The 14,538-nt window shown below is 39.9% G+C and carries 16 protein-coding genes and 2 pseudogenes; 9 read left to right on the top strand and 9 right to left on the bottom strand.

The features are described 5' to 3' along the window. On the top strand, positions 1 to 302 hold a 302-nt coding region (locus tag ACYQ21_RS04540), incomplete at its 5' end, for an ISAs1 family transposase (protein ID WP_460055716.1). Here the strand turns inward: ACYQ21_RS04540 and pgmB are convergent. After that, entirely contained in the window at positions 235 to 933 is a 699-nt protein-coding gene (pgmB, locus tag ACYQ21_RS04545; RefSeq protein ID WP_460055718.1) for a beta-phosphoglucomutase, read from the bottom strand. The genes ACYQ21_RS04540 and pgmB overlap by 68 nt on opposite strands. Positions 934 to 1,067: 134 nt before the next feature. On the opposite strand from pgmB, the pseudogene ACYQ21_RS04550 reads away from it, so the two are divergent. Next, positions 1,068 to 1,721 (top strand): annotated as a pseudogene (locus ACYQ21_RS04550) (sugar ABC transporter permease); the annotation flags it as partial. Positions 1,722 to 1,818: 97 nt separating this feature from the next. Here ACYQ21_RS04550 and ACYQ21_RS04555 read toward each other — a convergent pair. From ACYQ21_RS04555 to ACYQ21_RS04565, 3 genes are all read right to left on the bottom strand, one after another. Continuing rightward, positions 1,819 to 3,114 (bottom strand): LCP family protein, encoded by a 1,296-nt coding sequence (locus ACYQ21_RS04555; RefSeq protein WP_460055721.1) that lies wholly within the window; start codon positions 3,112 to 3,114, stop codon positions 1,819 to 1,821. Between the two features lie 172 nt (positions 3,115 to 3,286). After that, positions 3,287 to 3,955 carry a (d)CMP kinase gene (gene cmk / locus ACYQ21_RS04560; protein WP_460055723.1) on the bottom strand — a complete coding sequence of 223 codons (669 nt, stop codon included), beginning with the start codon at positions 3,953 to 3,955 and terminating at the stop codon, positions 3,287 to 3,289. Continuing rightward, entirely contained in the window at positions 3,952 to 4,434 is a 483-nt protein-coding gene (locus ACYQ21_RS04565; protein WP_460055725.1) for an SAG1386/EF1546 family surface-associated protein, read from the bottom strand. Before ACYQ21_RS04565 ends, cmk begins: the two co-directional genes overlap by 4 nt. Before the next feature lie 233 nt (positions 4,435 to 4,667). On the opposite strand from ACYQ21_RS04565, the gene ACYQ21_RS04570 reads away from it, so the two are divergent. Further along, positions 4,668 to 4,865 carry a ferredoxin gene (locus ACYQ21_RS04570; RefSeq protein ID WP_460055728.1) on the top strand — a complete coding sequence of 66 codons (198 nt, stop codon included), beginning with the start codon at positions 4,668 to 4,670 and terminating at the stop codon, positions 4,863 to 4,865. Between the two features lie 24 nt (positions 4,866 to 4,889). Here ACYQ21_RS04570 and ACYQ21_RS04575 read toward each other — a convergent pair whose 3' ends face one another. The 4 genes and pseudogenes from ACYQ21_RS04575 to ACYQ21_RS04590 form a co-directional block, all read right to left on the bottom strand. Then, entirely contained in the window at positions 4,890 to 5,384 is a 495-nt protein-coding gene (locus tag ACYQ21_RS04575; protein WP_460055730.1) for an EbsA family protein, read from the bottom strand. Between the two features lie 218 nt (positions 5,385 to 5,602). Then, positions 5,603 to 6,178: a TMEM175 family protein gene (locus ACYQ21_RS04580; RefSeq protein ID WP_460055732.1), complete on the bottom strand. Its 576-nt coding sequence runs from the start codon at positions 6,176 to 6,178 to the stop codon at positions 5,603 to 5,605. Positions 6,179 to 6,232: 54 nt separating this feature from the next. Beyond that, a pseudogene (locus tag ACYQ21_RS04585) lies at positions 6,233 to 7,402 on the bottom strand (DNA glycosylase AlkZ-like family protein). A gap of 20 nt (positions 7,403 to 7,422) precedes the next feature. Continuing rightward, positions 7,423 to 8,319: a LysR family transcriptional regulator gene (locus tag ACYQ21_RS04590; protein WP_460055734.1), complete on the bottom strand. Its 897-nt coding sequence runs from the start codon at positions 8,317 to 8,319 to the stop codon at positions 7,423 to 7,425. 253 nt (positions 8,320 to 8,572) lie between these two features. Between ACYQ21_RS04590 and ACYQ21_RS04595 the strand changes: the two genes are divergently transcribed. The 6 genes from ACYQ21_RS04595 (at position 8,573) to ACYQ21_RS04620 (ending at position 13,997) form a co-directional block, all read left to right on the top strand. Next, a complete protein-coding gene (locus tag ACYQ21_RS04595; RefSeq protein ID WP_460055736.1) occupies positions 8,573 to 9,562 on the top strand; it encodes a PTS sugar transporter subunit IIB in 990 nt (329 codons plus the stop codon). A gap of 17 nt (positions 9,563 to 9,579) precedes the next feature. Next, complete coding sequence (locus ACYQ21_RS04600) at positions 9,580 to 10,392, top strand: PTS mannose/fructose/sorbose transporter subunit IIC (RefSeq protein WP_460055739.1); 813 nt, start codon at positions 9,580 to 9,582, stop codon at positions 10,390 to 10,392. Between the two features lie 19 nt (positions 10,393 to 10,411). Beyond that, positions 10,412 to 11,323 (top strand): PTS system mannose/fructose/sorbose family transporter subunit IID, encoded by a 912-nt coding sequence (locus ACYQ21_RS04605; protein ID WP_460055741.1) that lies wholly within the window; start codon positions 10,412 to 10,414, stop codon positions 11,321 to 11,323. A 64-nt stretch (positions 11,324 to 11,387) separates the two neighbouring features. Next, the gene (locus ACYQ21_RS04610; protein WP_460055744.1) at positions 11,388 to 11,777 is read left to right on the top strand and encodes a DUF956 family protein; all 390 of its coding nucleotides are present in this window, start codon (positions 11,388 to 11,390) and stop codon (positions 11,775 to 11,777) included. A 229-nt stretch (positions 11,778 to 12,006) separates the two neighbouring features. Further along, on the top strand, positions 12,007 to 13,275 hold the full coding sequence (gene serS, locus ACYQ21_RS04615) for a serine--tRNA ligase (protein WP_460055746.1): 1,269 nt from the start codon (positions 12,007 to 12,009) through the stop codon (positions 13,273 to 13,275). Further along, positions 13,272 to 13,997, top strand: a complete 726-nt coding sequence (locus ACYQ21_RS04620) for a hypothetical protein (protein WP_460055749.1) — start codon at positions 13,272 to 13,274, stop codon at positions 13,995 to 13,997. The genes serS and ACYQ21_RS04620 overlap by 4 nt, the downstream gene beginning before the upstream one ends. 37 nt (positions 13,998 to 14,034) lie before the next feature. Here ACYQ21_RS04620 and ACYQ21_RS04625 read toward each other — a convergent pair whose 3' ends face one another. After that, positions 14,035 to 14,529: a GNAT family N-acetyltransferase gene (locus tag ACYQ21_RS04625; RefSeq protein WP_460055751.1), complete on the bottom strand. Its 495-nt coding sequence runs from the start codon at positions 14,527 to 14,529 to the stop codon at positions 14,035 to 14,037. Positions 14,530 to 14,538: the final 9 nt, after the last annotated feature.

A 14,538-nucleotide genomic window follows, 5' to 3' on the forward strand; every position in this document is an offset into this window, starting at 1 on the left:
CGCAAGAAATGAGTTATTATATCTCAAGTCTTGAGGCGACACCTGAAAAATTATTAATGATTGTCCGTGAGCACTGGAAAATTGAGAGTTTACATTGGGTGCTGGATGTTGTATTTTCTGAGGATGAATGCCAAGTTGAGTCAGAAAATGCTCAAAAAACTTTAAATGTTTTTAGAAAACTCGCTATTTTGGCTCATCGTACTTATTTGAAACAAGTAAATAAAAGGGTTAGTGTCAAGCAGAATCTATTGAAATGCTTGGTGAATGAGAAGATATTGACTGACGTAATAAAAAGTTTATGAAACGACCGTGGGCTTGTGTATCAGAGACAAGGGCAATATCTGTGCCTAATACTTCTGCTTTGCCGACACCGATTAGCAACACGTTTGCGGCTTTAATCGCTGCGATACCAGAATAAGCATCTTCTATTCCAATGGCTTGGCTCACATCGACATCGACGCCGTCAGCTGCTGCGATAAAAATATCCGGTGCTGGTTTGCTTGCGGCTACTTTTGCTGGATCGGCAATTGCATCAAAATAATCTGTTAATTGCATCTGATTCAGTAAGAAAGGCCCATTTTTTGACGCAGATGCTAGGGCAATTTTAATGCCAGTTGCTCGCAAATCTTGGAGTAATTGGAGAATACCCGGATAGACATCTTTTGGCGATACCGCTTGTATCATCTCGACATAGTTGTCATTTTTACGTTTGGCCATGTCTGCAAATGCTTCTGCTGTATAGTCATTTTCCTTGCCACCATGTGCTAAAATACGACGTAAGGATTCCTCACGTGACACGCCTTTTAGATTTTCGTTGAACTCACGGTCAATCTTAATCCCGATTTCCTTGGCCAATTTTTCCCAGGCTAGAAAATGATATTCTGCAGTATCTGTAATCACACCGTCAAGGTCAAATAAAACTGCTTGAAACATCTTAACCACCTACTTTCACTGTATAGTTAGCCGTCAAGTCGACTGATTGACCGTAAACTTCTAGGTTCAAATCTTCTCCTGATAACCTTACCATTGACAACTATGTTTCCCTCATCAAAAATGCAAATGGTGTCTTCCCATTTGTCAACTGGTTGATTAATACCTTAATCGTCTCTGTCCTCTCAATGGTCATCTCAACGCTCATTATCATCATGATGAGTTACGTCCTCTCACGTTTGAAATTTGCCTTCCGCAAACCTTTCCTACAAATCGCCTTAGTCTTGGGGATGTTTCCCGGCTTCATGTCAATGATTGCCTTGTACTACATCTTGAAATCATTTGATATGCTCAGTCTTGGCGGTCTGGTGATGGTTTATGCAGGTGGTGCAGGCCTTGGCTTCTACATTGCTAAAGGATTCTTTGATACCATTCCAGCATCAATCGACGAGGCAGCAAAAATCGACGGCGCCAACAAATGGCAAGTCTTTACCAATATTACCTTGCCACTTTCAAATCCAATTATCGTCTATACAGCGCTGATGGCTTTCATCGCCCCGTGGACAGACTTCATCTTCTCAGGCATTATCTTAGGTAACAATGATTCAAAATCATTTACCATTGCCTACGGTCTTTACAGCATGGTCTTTAACTCAAAAGGCTCGGCGGCCACTTACTTCACACAGTTTATCGCAGGTTGTGTGATTATCGCCATTCCGATTACCTTGCTCTTCATCTTCATGCAAAAATTCTATGTCAATGGGATTACTGCTGGTGCTGATAAAGGCTAATTTTTCAAAGCTTGTCATATTAGTGACAGGCTTTTTGATTTGTGTGATAATCAAAAAAGCCTTGCTAATCAGCTAGACTTTTGATTTATTATTATGTTTAACCCAGCAAAGTTTTCAACTTAGCTTGGTATTTATCAAAATCAATCAGTAAACCAGAACCACCGTATTGATCGAGGGCATCAGTCCAGTCACCATTTTCAGGAACAGTATAGCTTTCAATCCCCTTGGCAGCGTCTAGCGCCAGACTCGGTGCATGGGTTAGCATAAAGAAATCACTGACATTAGTTGACGTTACGCCTTTGATTGTACCTAAGGCTGAACTGCCTGTAAAGAGGGTCATTGGGTTTTTAACGCCTGACATGATTGCCTGCATGACTTGTTGCTGGCGCTTGGTTCGACCGAAGTCGCCCTCATCATCCTTACGGAAACGCGCATAATTCAGCAAGGTTCGACCATCCATCCGCTGTGGCCCGACTTTAATCGTTTGAATCGGGTCTTGATGTTCAGGTGTCCAATTCAGGTCATCTGGCACTTCGACTGACTTGACAGTTTCCCCACCAATCGTGGCAAACTTGGCATCAATCTTGACCCCCATCGGAAAGAGAGAATCAATGACTGTCGCAAAACTATTGAAATTAACCAAGGCATAGTACTGAATATCAATATCAAAGTTCTTCTTTAGAACTTCACGCATATACTCAGCACCTTGATAGTCATTTTGTTCCCCAATGTTATAGGCGACGTTGATTTTAGTGTCAGCGCCATATTGGCTAACACCCGGCTGATAAACCAAGGTATCCCGCATAAAGCTCACAAGCTTGACTTTCTTATCTTTAGCCCCTATCTGCATGACCATGATTGAGTCACTTCGCGCATCACCAGTCGTTTGAAAATCACGCTGGTCAGTCCCTAATATCAAGATATTAGTCGCACCAGATGGTGCTTTTTGACCAGAAAATTTCTCAGTTTTCAAGCCTTCTGGCGCTCGACTTTTACCACGCTGATAGCCGTAGATAAAGAACCCAATCATCAAAATCAGGATAAGCAAAAGAAAACGTCGTAATTTCTTCCAGAAACTCACTTTTTTGCGTTTTTTCTTATTTTTATTTTTAGGCTTTTTGACTGGTCGCTGATGATGTTTATTAAAACCATCCGAGCTAGGCTGCGGTTCAAACCTTGGGGCTTGCTGATAAGCCTGCGAAGACTGATTCACTTGATAGGTTTGTTGCGCCTGATAAGGATCTTGCGCCTGCTGATGTGTTTGTTGTTGTTGGTGGTGCTGGTGCGTCAAATGCTGACCAGTCAATCGATTATATTCTGCTAACTCAGTATCGTTAAGATATCTGAGATTAGCACGTAAATATTCTATTCTTAATTTTATTCGTTGATCCATGCCCTTATTTTATCAAATTACTAGCTAAATGTATACTCACTCGAAAATAAAAGCAACACAAATTTCGACTAGTTTCAGACTTTTTTGTCAACCACACTTGGCTTTTAAATTTGTCAGAAAATATCGTTTTTGTGCTGTTTTATTCTTGAGCAAGCCTAAAAGCTGAAATCAATCAGATTTTTTCAACAAGACTTTCAATTTTAGAAACTACTGCTGCAATGCCCATTCCTGTCGTATCAATTAAAATCGCATCATCTGCTTGTTTGAGCGGGCTGACCTCACGCGTGGAATCTTTCCGGTCACGCTCAGCGATTTCAAACTTCAATTGCTCGTAATCCGTTTCAATCCCTTTTGCCAAATTCTCCTTATAACGGCGTTCTGCACGTTCTTCGACGGAGGCGACCAAAAAGATTTTTAGCTCAGCATCAGGCAAGACGACTGTTCCAATGTCGCGACCGTCCATAACGATACCACCATGACTTGCAATGTCACGCTGTGCCTCAACGAGATACTCACGAATTTCAGGAATGGCTGAGATTTTAGAGACAGCATTGGTCACATCATTTTGGCGAATAGCATGGGTTACATCCACTTCGCCGACATAGACCAACTGACCTTCTGAAGATGTCCCAAAAGAAATTGGATTTTCTTTTAAGATGGTAATAATTTTTTCAAAATCGTCATCTAAATCGTTAGATAGGGCAACGTAAGTAGCTGCACGGTACATAGCACCAGTGTCTAGATAGATAATATCAAAATCTTTAGCAATAATCTTAGCTACTGTTGATTTTCCACTAGAAGCTGGGCCGTCAATGGCAATTCTAATCTCTTTTAAATTCATTTTAACTTGATAACATCTCCTGGGTTTGCATACCAATTTTCAACGGTCATTCCGTTAGCCTTGGCAATCGTTTGCGCATCGCCACCAGTTCGGGCAGCTATTTGATACAGACCTTCACCTGCTTCAACAGTCGTCGTCTCGCCAGTCACAGCTGAACTTGACTCAGACGTTTCAGACACCGAAGATTGCTCCTCTGACACATCGCTTGACTGACTAACTGATGCTAGTGTTGAAGTGGATAGACTAGACTTACTGGTATAAAAGCTTGAAGAAATTTTGGTATTATCCACTAACCGATTGTTCCAGACAATAATGACAATAATCCCACCAATAATCATAAATAAAAGCACAACTAAAAAAGTTAAAAAATTAGTAGAGGCTTCCGTTTTTTTAGATGACCGTTTAGGTGGCAATTCACCACGCGATTCTTGCATGGCACCATAAACTTCATTATTCCATGGTTCGTTTTTCTTAGTCATAATGTCCTTTCCTTGTTATAGACTCTATTCGGTAAATAAAGCGACTGAAACTTTTAAACGATTTTTTACCACACCTAAGCGGTTGTCTAGCGACTAAAATTTTTTTCAAAAATCAAGTCTACCATAACATAACACTTCGTATGCTAAAGTGCTAAATGACAATGCCAAACGGGAAGTAAAGAGAAATCGTCTCATGTATTTGCTTTAGTTGCCGAAATGAGTATACTAGTAGTATGACCATTCAAATAATTCCTGAGCAATGTATTGCTTGTGGCCTCTGCCACACTTATAATCCGATTTTCAACTATAATGTTGATGGCCTAGTTCACTTTGATACGAGCGATACTGAACTTGTTCTCACACCCGATGCAAGTCTTGTCCAAGCCGCCAAAGAATGTCCAACTAGCGCCATCATCATCAAAACATACTGATGTCATAGCACAAGCTAATCTGTCTTAAATCTGACTGAGTTTACTTTTTTTGTCACTGGAGTAGCTATCAAAATAATGGTCAATGTGACCAATTAACTCAACTTCTCCTTGAAAATAAGGGTTTGTTGTCAAGGTATCTACAAAATATTTTTTTGGCCATTTTCTCATATAGAAAATCTTACCCTTGCCATTATGATTGGTATAAATAATCATGGCACGTTTGCTGATTGCTATTTTAGAAATACTTGAGATGACTGTCTTGCCAGCATAACCGGGTACTAGCCCACGTGATAGCAATAAATCTTTATCATCCGAAATTTCAAAATAGCGTTGGAAACCAATCCAGACTAAAACAATAAAGAGAATGAAAAGAATAAATGAGGATTTTGAAATCTTGGTATTTTCATATAATAGCGCCAAGCTAATGAAAATAGGTGCGATTGACAAACACCAATAAGTTATCGTGATAGACAACTCGGGTTGCCAATGATAACGTAATTTACCAAATATTTTAATCATACATCTAACGCCCTTTCTACAACTTTTACTTCGTAAAATCTTGAAACCTGACCCTCGCTTGTGCGCCATTTAAGCGGGGTATTTGCGAACTACATTCGCCAAAAATCTTTCTCTATCAAAATCCTTACATTAAGTTTATCATATTTTCTAGAATAAAACATAAAAAATAGCGTAGGAATAGGACGTTTTCTTTTTATAGGCGATTGTATTTTTAAATATTACTTATTTTTAATTTTTTCAATTCGCTTATCTGGCACGACCCAGAGAAGAAAAGAGAGAACATTGATTATCAACCCGCCGATTGGGATAAAGAAAGCCACCACTAAAGCTAAAACATTTAACAGCAAGGTTCGGTAAGACTTACGATAATCTCCCAAAATTTTCGTCACACACGCATTATGGGCATTGACTTTGACTAAATTTTTAATCATGCACAACCAAGTCAAATTGGCCAATAAAAATAAGGTAGCATAAAGAATTTCTGGATCATGCGCCCAGATATTATCGCCTAGCCAACTGGTCGTAAAGGGCAAAAGAGTGATTAAAAAGATAAAAGCATTATTCCACCAAAGCGTTTGCCCACTCACTTTGTCAATCATTTGAAAAATATGGTGATGATTACTCCAATAAATCACCAAAAAGATAAAACTGATGACATAAGCTGGAAAAATATCTTTCAACACAATCAAATCCGCAAAGGTAGAACCGTGAATATGTGGAAATTCCAAAACTAATATCGTCATCACAATGGCAATGACGGCGTCTGTAAAGGCTTCTGTTCTACTTTTTTTCATTATAATATTATTCCTACTTTCCTTGTTAATTTTTATTTCTAAAATATAAGATTGCTACTTTCTTGACAACATCCGATTATAGCGGTCTATCTCAGTTGCAATCATTTTTTCAATTTCAGGTGTTTGATAGGTCTCCGACTCAAACCAAATCTTATTGATTTGCAAAGTAACCTTTCGCGTTTTGCTCCGATCTGGTTCAAATCTGCCAATCAATCGGTCCCCTAAAAGAATAGGGATGACATAATAACCATATTGCCGTAAATTTTCAGGTTTATAAACTTCCCAAACATACTCGAAATCAAAAATTGCCTTGACAAATTTTCGATCCCAAATAAAGTTGTCCAGAGGTGCAATAAATCTAATCTGATTTGCCTTAATCGACAGATTTTTGACTGCCAATAACTGTTGATAATTGTCTTGCGTTAGATACAAAGGTTCTTTCATATCCATCACTTGAATTTTGATGACTTTTTCCTGTGCTATGAAACGCGCAATAACAGCTTTGCGTTCCTTCATATAACGCCCTAGCCACCCTGCACCAGATTTTAACCAATAAACGCCTAGACCAGATAATCTTCGATAAACATACCAGTCTAAAAAGTCTGTTTCCAACTCAAATGTTGGCAAATTTGCCAATCCCTTAAGTTACATGTAGTGCTTATAAAGTTTACGCCGTTCTTTTCGCTCGGCAATTACTGCTATACCTTGACACCAAAGATGATAGAGAACAGAGTTAGCGACATTTGAACTTCCCCAGCTACTATCAGCAAACTTGCCAAGTTTCAAATCTTGAGGAGAAATCGGAACAGGACTATTCTTTAAAATATCTGTTACCTCGTTCAAGTAGTCCAGTGCCGTCTCCTGATTTTGATAACTTAAAGTCTTGAGACTGCCTTCTCCCCTTTTTTCACGAACAAAAGAAAACTTTCCCCACTCACTTCTTAAAAAAAGACAGGCCTCCTTATCAAAACCCTCTATTAATAATTCGTCCTGATAGAGCAATTCAGCCAACATCTCAGACGAATAATCTGAAAAACGGATCGCTAAAATAATATCAAGGTTTGTGCCGATGATATTGATCGGGTCTTGCTGCAAGCTTGTGACTTGCCTGATATAAGATAAAATACCTGATTTTCCTTGACCATAAGCATCTAGCTGATTCAGCCCAAAATGATAAATCAAATAGCGCCTAATATCCTGTTTTGAAAAAGTCGTCTCAGGCATTTTCTCGTCTCCCTAACTTATTATACCTTAGCTTTAAGTTCCTTCAAAAAGCGTTGACCGAGTTCTGATAACAGACCTTTTTTGTGGCAAATATAGCCAATCTCAATCTTCTCATCTACCTGCAGCGGTACGCTGACAATGTCGTCGCCATTCAAATCGCTGTTTAAAATCCCCGTGGAAATGGTGTAGCCGTCAAGACCGATGAGTAAATTGAATAAAGTCGCACGGTCGGAGACAACGATAGATTTGTCATGTCTAGCTGTCGACAAAATCTCCTCAGAAAAGTAAAAGGAATTGCGCTCACCCTGCTCATAGCTCAGATACGGAAACTCAGCCATTTCGTCTAGTGTGACTGATGTTTTATTGGCGAGTGGATGGTGCTTAGAGATGAAAACATGCGGTACTGCCTGAAATAGCGGTGTGAACTCAAGATTGTTATCCAAGAAAAGTTTGCTCAAGACATCACGATTAAAATCATTGAGATATAAAACTCCGATTTCTGAGCGGAAATCACGTACATCATCAATCACTTCATGTGTCCGCGTCTCACGCAAAATCAACTCATAATTACGCATATCGTTTTCACGCAAAATGCTGGCAAAACTTTCAACAACAAAAGCATAATGTTGCGCAGAAACAGCAAATAATTCTTTTTTCTCTTGATTATATTTATAGCGTTCCTCCAGAAGTTCTGTCTGCTCTACAATTTGTCTGGCATAAGATAAAAACTCCATCCCATCAGAAGTCAAGGTAATCCCTCGTGTCGACCGAGTGAAAATTTTAATTTCCATCTCCTCTTCTAACTCTCTCACTGCATTTGAAAGCGAGGGCTGTGTCACGAATAAATGTTTTGATGCCTCATTCATTGAGCCTGTTTCAACGATTTTGATGATGTATTTTAGTTGCTGGATACGCATGGTGATTTCCTATTTTCCGATTCTAGTTTTATTTATAGTTATAGTTTATAACATTTTTATCAATATACCTAGAGAAAACAGTTTAATTTTTAGCATAATAATTTTTTAAATTAATCAAACCGTCTGTAAAAGTACAATTTAATGACAAGGAAAACGTTTGCACTTTTTAACTTGACAAACTGTTCATATGTAGCGCATAATAGAAGTGTAATAATTTTTTTATTTACAATTTCTTATAAGGAGGAACTCAAATTTGAGTATCGGAATCGTAATTGCGAGCCACGGCGAATTCGCCGAAGGTATCCATCAATCAGGCTCAATGATTTTCGGTGAGCAAGAAAAAGTCCAAACGGTCACTTTCATGCCTAGCGAAGGTCCTGATGACTTACGTGCTAAAATCGACACGGCCATCGCGACATTTGATGCTGATGATGAGATTTTGGTCCTTGCGGATTTATGGAGTGGTTCTCCATTTAACCAAGCAAGTGCTGTTCTGGCTGAAAATCCAGATCGCAACATCGCTATTATCACAGGTTTGAATTTACCTATGTTGATTCAAGCCTATACTGAACGGATGATGGATGCTGAAGCTGGCTTAGAAAAAGTCGTTGCTAACATCCTCAAGGAAGCAAAAGACGGGATTAGAATCTTACCTGAAACGCTTCAACCTGAAGAAACAGCATCTGCTGCACCAGCTGAAACAGCATCTGCAACTGCTATCCCTGAAGGTACTGTCATCGGTGATGGTAAGATTAAAATTAATCTTGTCCGCATCGATACACGTTTACTACATGGTCAGGTTGCAACTGCTTGGACACCAGATTCTAAAGCAGACCGTATCATTGTTGTTTCTGACGCTGTTGCCAAAGATGACTTGCGTAAACAATTGATTGGTCAAGCTGCGCCAAATGGCGTGAAAGCCAATGTTATCCCAATCGCAAAAATGATTGAAATTGCCAAAGACCCACGTTTTGGTAATACACATGCTTTCTTACTATTTGAAAATCCACAAGATGTTTTAGCTGCTGTTGAAGGTGGCGTGCCAATTGATTCAATCAATGTTGGCTCAATGGCGCATTCAACCGGTAAAACAATGGTCAACAAAGTGTTATCAATGGACAAAAAAGACGTTGAAACCTTTGAAAAATTACGTGATTTGGGAGTCAAATTTGATGTCCGTAAAGTACCAAATGACTCTAGAGCTGACTTGTTCGATTTGATCAAAAAAGCTAACGTACAGTAAAACGAAAGGAACTAAACATGTCTATTATCTCTATTATTTTAGTTCTCATCATTGCTTTCTTCGCTGGTCTTGAAGGCATCCTTGATGAGTTCCAATTTCATCAACCTATTATTTCATGTACATTGATTGGTCTTGTGACTGGTCATTTGACAGCTGGTATTATCCTTGGTGGTACAATTCAAATGATGGCACTTGGTTGGGCTAATATCGGTGCTGCAGTTGCACCCGATGCAGCCCTTGCCGGTGTTGCTGCTGCCATTATCATGGTACAATCTGGTAACTTCTCTGTTGATAAGGGTATCCCAGTTGCCTTCGCAACAGCTATCCCACTTTCAGTTGCTGGTCTTTTCTTGACAATGATCGTTCGGACGATTTCTGTCGGTTTGGTTCATGGTGCTGATGCCGAAGCTAAAAAAGGTAACTTTGCGGGTCTTGAACGTTTCCATTTCGTCGCACTTTTATTACAAGGTATTCGTATTGTTGTCCCTGCTTTGGCTCTTATCTTAGTCCCAACTCAAGCCGTACAAGAGGCACTTGAAGCAATGCCAGCTTGGTTGACTGACGGTATGGCGATCGGTGGTGGGATGGTTGTTGCCGTAGGTTATGCCTTGGTTATCAACATGATGGCGTCACGTGAAGTTTGGCCTTTCTTTGCCATTGGTTTTGCGCTTGCTGCAGTTAGTGATTTAACACTTATCGCCCTTGGTGCGATTGGTGTCGCCCTAGCTCTCATCTATATCAACCTTTCTAAAATGGGTGGTAATGGTAACAGCGCTGGTGGCGGTTCTGGTAGTACAGATCCTATCGGCGACATCTTGAATGACTATTAGAAAGGACGACAAGATTATTATGAGTGAAAAAATTAAACTTTCAAAAAATGACCGTTTAGCCGTTGCTTGGCGTTCTACTTTCCTTCAAGGTTCTTGGAACTACGAACGGATGCAAAACTTAGGTTGGGCTTTCTCTTTAATCCCAGCGATTAAAAAGCTCTACATGACTAAAGAAGACCGTGCTGCTGCTTTGACACGTCACATGGAATTCTTCAATACGCACCCTTACGTGGCTAGCCCAATTATCGGTGTAACGCTTGCCCTCGAAGAAGAACGTGCCAATGGTGCACCTATTGATGATGTTGCCATCCAAGGGGTTAAAGTTGGTATGATGGGGCCTCTTGCCGGTATCGGTGACCCTGTCTTCTGGTTTACTGTTCGTCCTATCTTGGGTGCGATTGGTGCCTCACTTGCTTTGAGCGGTAACATCCTTGGACCAATTTTGTTCTTTGTCCTTTGGAACGTCATTCGTTGGGCATTTATCTGGTACACACAAGAGTTCGGTTATAAAGCGGGTTCTTCAATTACCTCTGACTTGTCTGGTGGTTTGTTGCAAGACATCACCAAAGGTGCCTCAATCTTGGGTATGTTTATCCTTGCCGTTCTCGTAGAACGTTGGGTATCTATCAAATTTGCTCTTCAAGTTTCTAAAGTTAAACTCTCTGAGGGAGCGTTCATCGAATGGGATAAACTCCCTAAAGGTAACAAAGGTATCCAAGAAGCCTTCCAAAAAGTTGGCGAAGGTCTTTCTCAAACACCTAATAAAGTCACAACTTTACAAGAAAACTTGGATGGTTTGATTCCAGGTCTTGCTGGTTTACTCTTGACTTTCCTATGTATGTGGTTACTTAAGAAAAAAGTTTCTCCAATTGCAATCATCATCGGTCTATTTATCTTTGGTGTTGTGATGCACGTCCTACACGTGATGTAAAAACTTTTGAAAAGCTTGTCAACTCTGGCAGGCTTTTTTATTAAAAAATTGGTATACTATAACTATGATACAATCACTAAATACAAAAACTTCCTCTCCTTTTCAAGCTATTGCTTATGTTGGCTTAGGTAGCGTTTATGGTAAGCTACTTATTGGCGATAAAGCATTTGAATTCTTTAACGATGCCAATATTGCTGATGCGATTCAAATTCCTTGGGATACAATTGACCATGTCGAAGGTGTCGTGACCCGTCAGCATAAAATCAGACGCCAATTCGTCATTGTTTTGAAAAAACAAGGCAATAGCAAGCGACAAAACCATTTGCGTTTTTCTTCAAAAGATGCAGGTAAAGTCCTGAAACTGATTCGTGAACATATTGGTAATGACAAGGTAGTTAAAGCACCGACATTAGTTAGCAAACTCAAAAAATTATTGACTAAAAGAAAAAGTTGATTATTATAGACTATCTTGCTATAATAAATTTAGCGAATAAGTAAGACGAATCATTGGTTTAGAAAGGTTGCGGTTGTTGCAAGCAACTCCTTGATTGGTCTGAAATTCTACCGCCCTTAAACAGCTTAAAATAAAAAACGAGATGCTTTCAAAGCAAGACAGGTGGAACCGTGTTGAAAAACGCCCTGTTCATTTTGAAGGCATCTTTTTCATTTCTTGGAGGATAACTATGTTAGACATTAAACAAATTCGTAACCAATTTGACGAGGTAGAAGCCAAACTCAAAACACGCGGTGTGACATCCGAAAAACTCTATGAATTACATGATCTTGATGCTAAAAGACGTGAGTTAATCATCAAAACGGAAGACCTCAAAAAACAACGTAACGAGGCGTCTGAAGCCATTGGCCTTGCCAAACGCAACAAGGAAGATGCGAGTGCTGCCATCACACAAATGCAGGAAGTGTCAAGCAAGATTAAAGCTCTTGACTCAGAGCTTGCTTGCTTCGATGAAAAAGTCGCAAGTATTTTAGACGTCCTGCCTAATCTTCCAGCTAACGACGTTCCTGTCGGCGCTGACGAGGATGATAATGTCGAAGTCAAACGTGTCGGCGATGTGCCTAACTTTGACTTTGAACCACAAGCTCACTGGGATTTAGGGGAAAAACTAGGCATTTTGGACTGGGAACGTGGCGCAAAAGTCACTGGCTCACGCTTCTTGTTCTACAAAGGCTTGGGCGCACGTCTGGAGCGTGCCCTCTACAACTTTATGCTGGATGAACATGCCAAAGAAGGCTATACTGAAATGATTACGCCTTACATGGTCAATCACGACTCAATGTATGGTACTGGTCAATATCCAAAATTTAAAGAAGATACTTTTGAATTAGCAGATAGTGATTTCGTTTTGATTCCGACTGCGGAAGTCCCTTTAACTAACTACTATCGTAATGAAATCATTGATGGTAACGAATTGCCAATTTATTTCACTGCCATGAGTCCATCATTTCGATCTGAGGCTGGTTCTGCTGGCCGTGACACACGTGGTCTCATTCGTTTGCATCAATTCCACAAAGTTGAGATGGTTAAGTTTTCTAAGCCAGAAACCTCGTATCAAGAGCTCGAAAAAATGGTCGAAAATGCCGGTAATATCCTTGAAAAATTAGGTTTAGCTTATCGTGTTGTCGCTTTATCTACTGGCGACATGGGATTCTCTGCAGCTAAAACTTATGACTTGGAAGTTTGGATTCCGTCACAACATACTTACCGTGAAATTTCTTCTTGTTCGAATACGGAAGATTTCCAAGCACGTCGTGCCCAAATCCGTTACCGTGATGAAGCAGGGAAAACGCAACTCCTTCACACGCTAAACGGTTCTGGTTTAGCGGTTGGTCGTACTGTTGCAGCTCTTCTTGAAAACTACCAAAATGCTGATGGGTCTGTTACTATTCCTGAAGCTCTCCGCCCTTATCTTGGCGGACTTGATGTGATTAAATGATGACAGCAAATTTTGAAGACAGTCGTTTATTACTCGATTTTCCAAATGATTTAGGTCAGCTTGAAATCTTAAATTTAACTGCTTTCGTTGCTGATAAATCTAAAGCTACTTTCTACTTTAAGGGGCCAAATCTAGTGTCTCAAAAATCGCAAGCCGACCGTGCACTTGTCTTTAGTTTACCTTTGGACATTGAGCCTATTTATTTCCAAAAGTATCTCACAGCTCAAAAAGTCCCGAGTCATCAAACACAAATATTAAAAAATTATCTGGAGCAACTTTTGCCTTATCTAGATAAACTTGGTTATCAATTCAAAATGACTCAAGACACATCGGCTACTTCTCCCACAAAAAGCGTAGCTAAAGTGCAACACCGCTTTTCAAAAGCAATTGCTGACATCCCTTTTTATGTTGATTATGAAGGCGCTAAAGCTGAGGTTTATTGGCTAAAAAGAACTGATTTATGCATCCAAAAAGTCGCTGTCCTCAAACAAGACATGCCCCTTAATCAAGATGGGGCAGTCGGCTTTTCACAAAAATTTGCCATGACACTACGTCAAGAACACGCTGATGCCATCGGTGCAGATTTTGTGACAACAGCAGATATCCATCTGAAATCGGTTAATGAAGTTGGCCACTTACTTTACTTCGCAGGGACAAACTCTTGGCTGGTGCTCAAAGATCAAGCAGGTCAAAGCCTTTCCAGTCATACGATTGTTAAGTAAAGAAAAAAACTGTCAATTTCGGCAGTTTTTTCATATGCTATTCAGATAATTTCTTTGTCATCCAGTAATCATTGAGGACAAAGTCGCCTAAAGGGGTATCAGCTGTTTTAACGACTTTAAAACCATAATGTTGATAGACGGCAACAGCACGCGCATTGTAACGATTGACGTGCAAATGTAGCTGATGTTTGCCAAATTGCTTGGCGATGCTTTCAAACCGTGCAAAGATTTGATGCGACAGCCCCAGACCGCGGCAGCTTGATAGTAGATAGACTTTACTAATAAAGAGCTGACTATCTTTTAAGTCATAAGCTAAATAGCCGACTGGTTGTTCATCTAAGATAATGATTTCATACTGGATACCGTCTTTGACTTCTCTTTTGATTTGCTCGACTGACTGGTAGCTTGCTAACATATAGGCAACTTGCGCTGCCCCAATCATCGGCATAAAGACTTCTGGCCAGATGATTTGGATCAAGTCTGATAGTGTTGTCAGTGTTTCCGTCGTCTCTACTTTTTGATAGCTTAACATCTTGCTAAA

This window comes from Pseudolactococcus yaeyamensis, assembly GCF_054658615.1.

Bases quoted from the DNA above. Each gene is read 5' to 3' on its own strand.
- pgmB (WP_460055718.1), bottom strand. From the start codon at position 933: ATGTTTCAAGCAGTTTTATTTGACCTTGACGGTGTGATTACAGATACT.
- ACYQ21_RS04555 (WP_460055721.1), bottom strand. From the start codon at position 3,114: ATGGATCAACGAATAAAATTAAGAATAGAATATTTACGTGCTAATCTC.
- cmk (WP_460055723.1), bottom strand. From the start codon at position 3,955: ATGAATTTAAAAGAGATTAGAATTGCCATTGACGGCCCAGCTTCTAGT.
- ACYQ21_RS04565 (WP_460055725.1), bottom strand. From the start codon at position 4,434: ATGACTAAGAAAAACGAACCATGGAATAATGAAGTTTATGGTGCCATG.
- ACYQ21_RS04570 (WP_460055728.1), top strand. From the start codon at position 4,668: ATGACCATTCAAATAATTCCTGAGCAATGTATTGCTTGTGGCCTCTGC.
- ACYQ21_RS04575 (WP_460055730.1), bottom strand. From the start codon at position 5,384: ATGATTAAAATATTTGGTAAATTACGTTATCATTGGCAACCCGAGTTG.
- ACYQ21_RS04580 (WP_460055732.1), bottom strand. From the start codon at position 6,178: ATGAAAAAAAGTAGAACAGAAGCCTTTACAGACGCCGTCATTGCCATT.
- ACYQ21_RS04590 (WP_460055734.1), bottom strand. From the start codon at position 8,319: ATGCGTATCCAGCAACTAAAATACATCATCAAAATCGTTGAAACAGGC.
- ACYQ21_RS04600 (WP_460055739.1), top strand. From the start codon at position 9,580: ATGTCTATTATCTCTATTATTTTAGTTCTCATCATTGCTTTCTTCGCT.
- ACYQ21_RS04605 (WP_460055741.1), top strand. From the start codon at position 10,412: ATGAGTGAAAAAATTAAACTTTCAAAAAATGACCGTTTAGCCGTTGCT.
- ACYQ21_RS04610 (WP_460055744.1), top strand. From the start codon at position 11,388: ATGATACAATCACTAAATACAAAAACTTCCTCTCCTTTTCAAGCTATT.
- serS (WP_460055746.1), top strand. From the start codon at position 12,007: ATGTTAGACATTAAACAAATTCGTAACCAATTTGACGAGGTAGAAGCC.
- ACYQ21_RS04620 (WP_460055749.1), top strand. From the start codon at position 13,272: ATGATGACAGCAAATTTTGAAGACAGTCGTTTATTACTCGATTTTCCA.
- ACYQ21_RS04625 (WP_460055751.1), bottom strand. From the start codon at position 14,529: ATGTTAAGCTATCAAAAAGTAGAGACGACGGAAACACTGACAACACTA.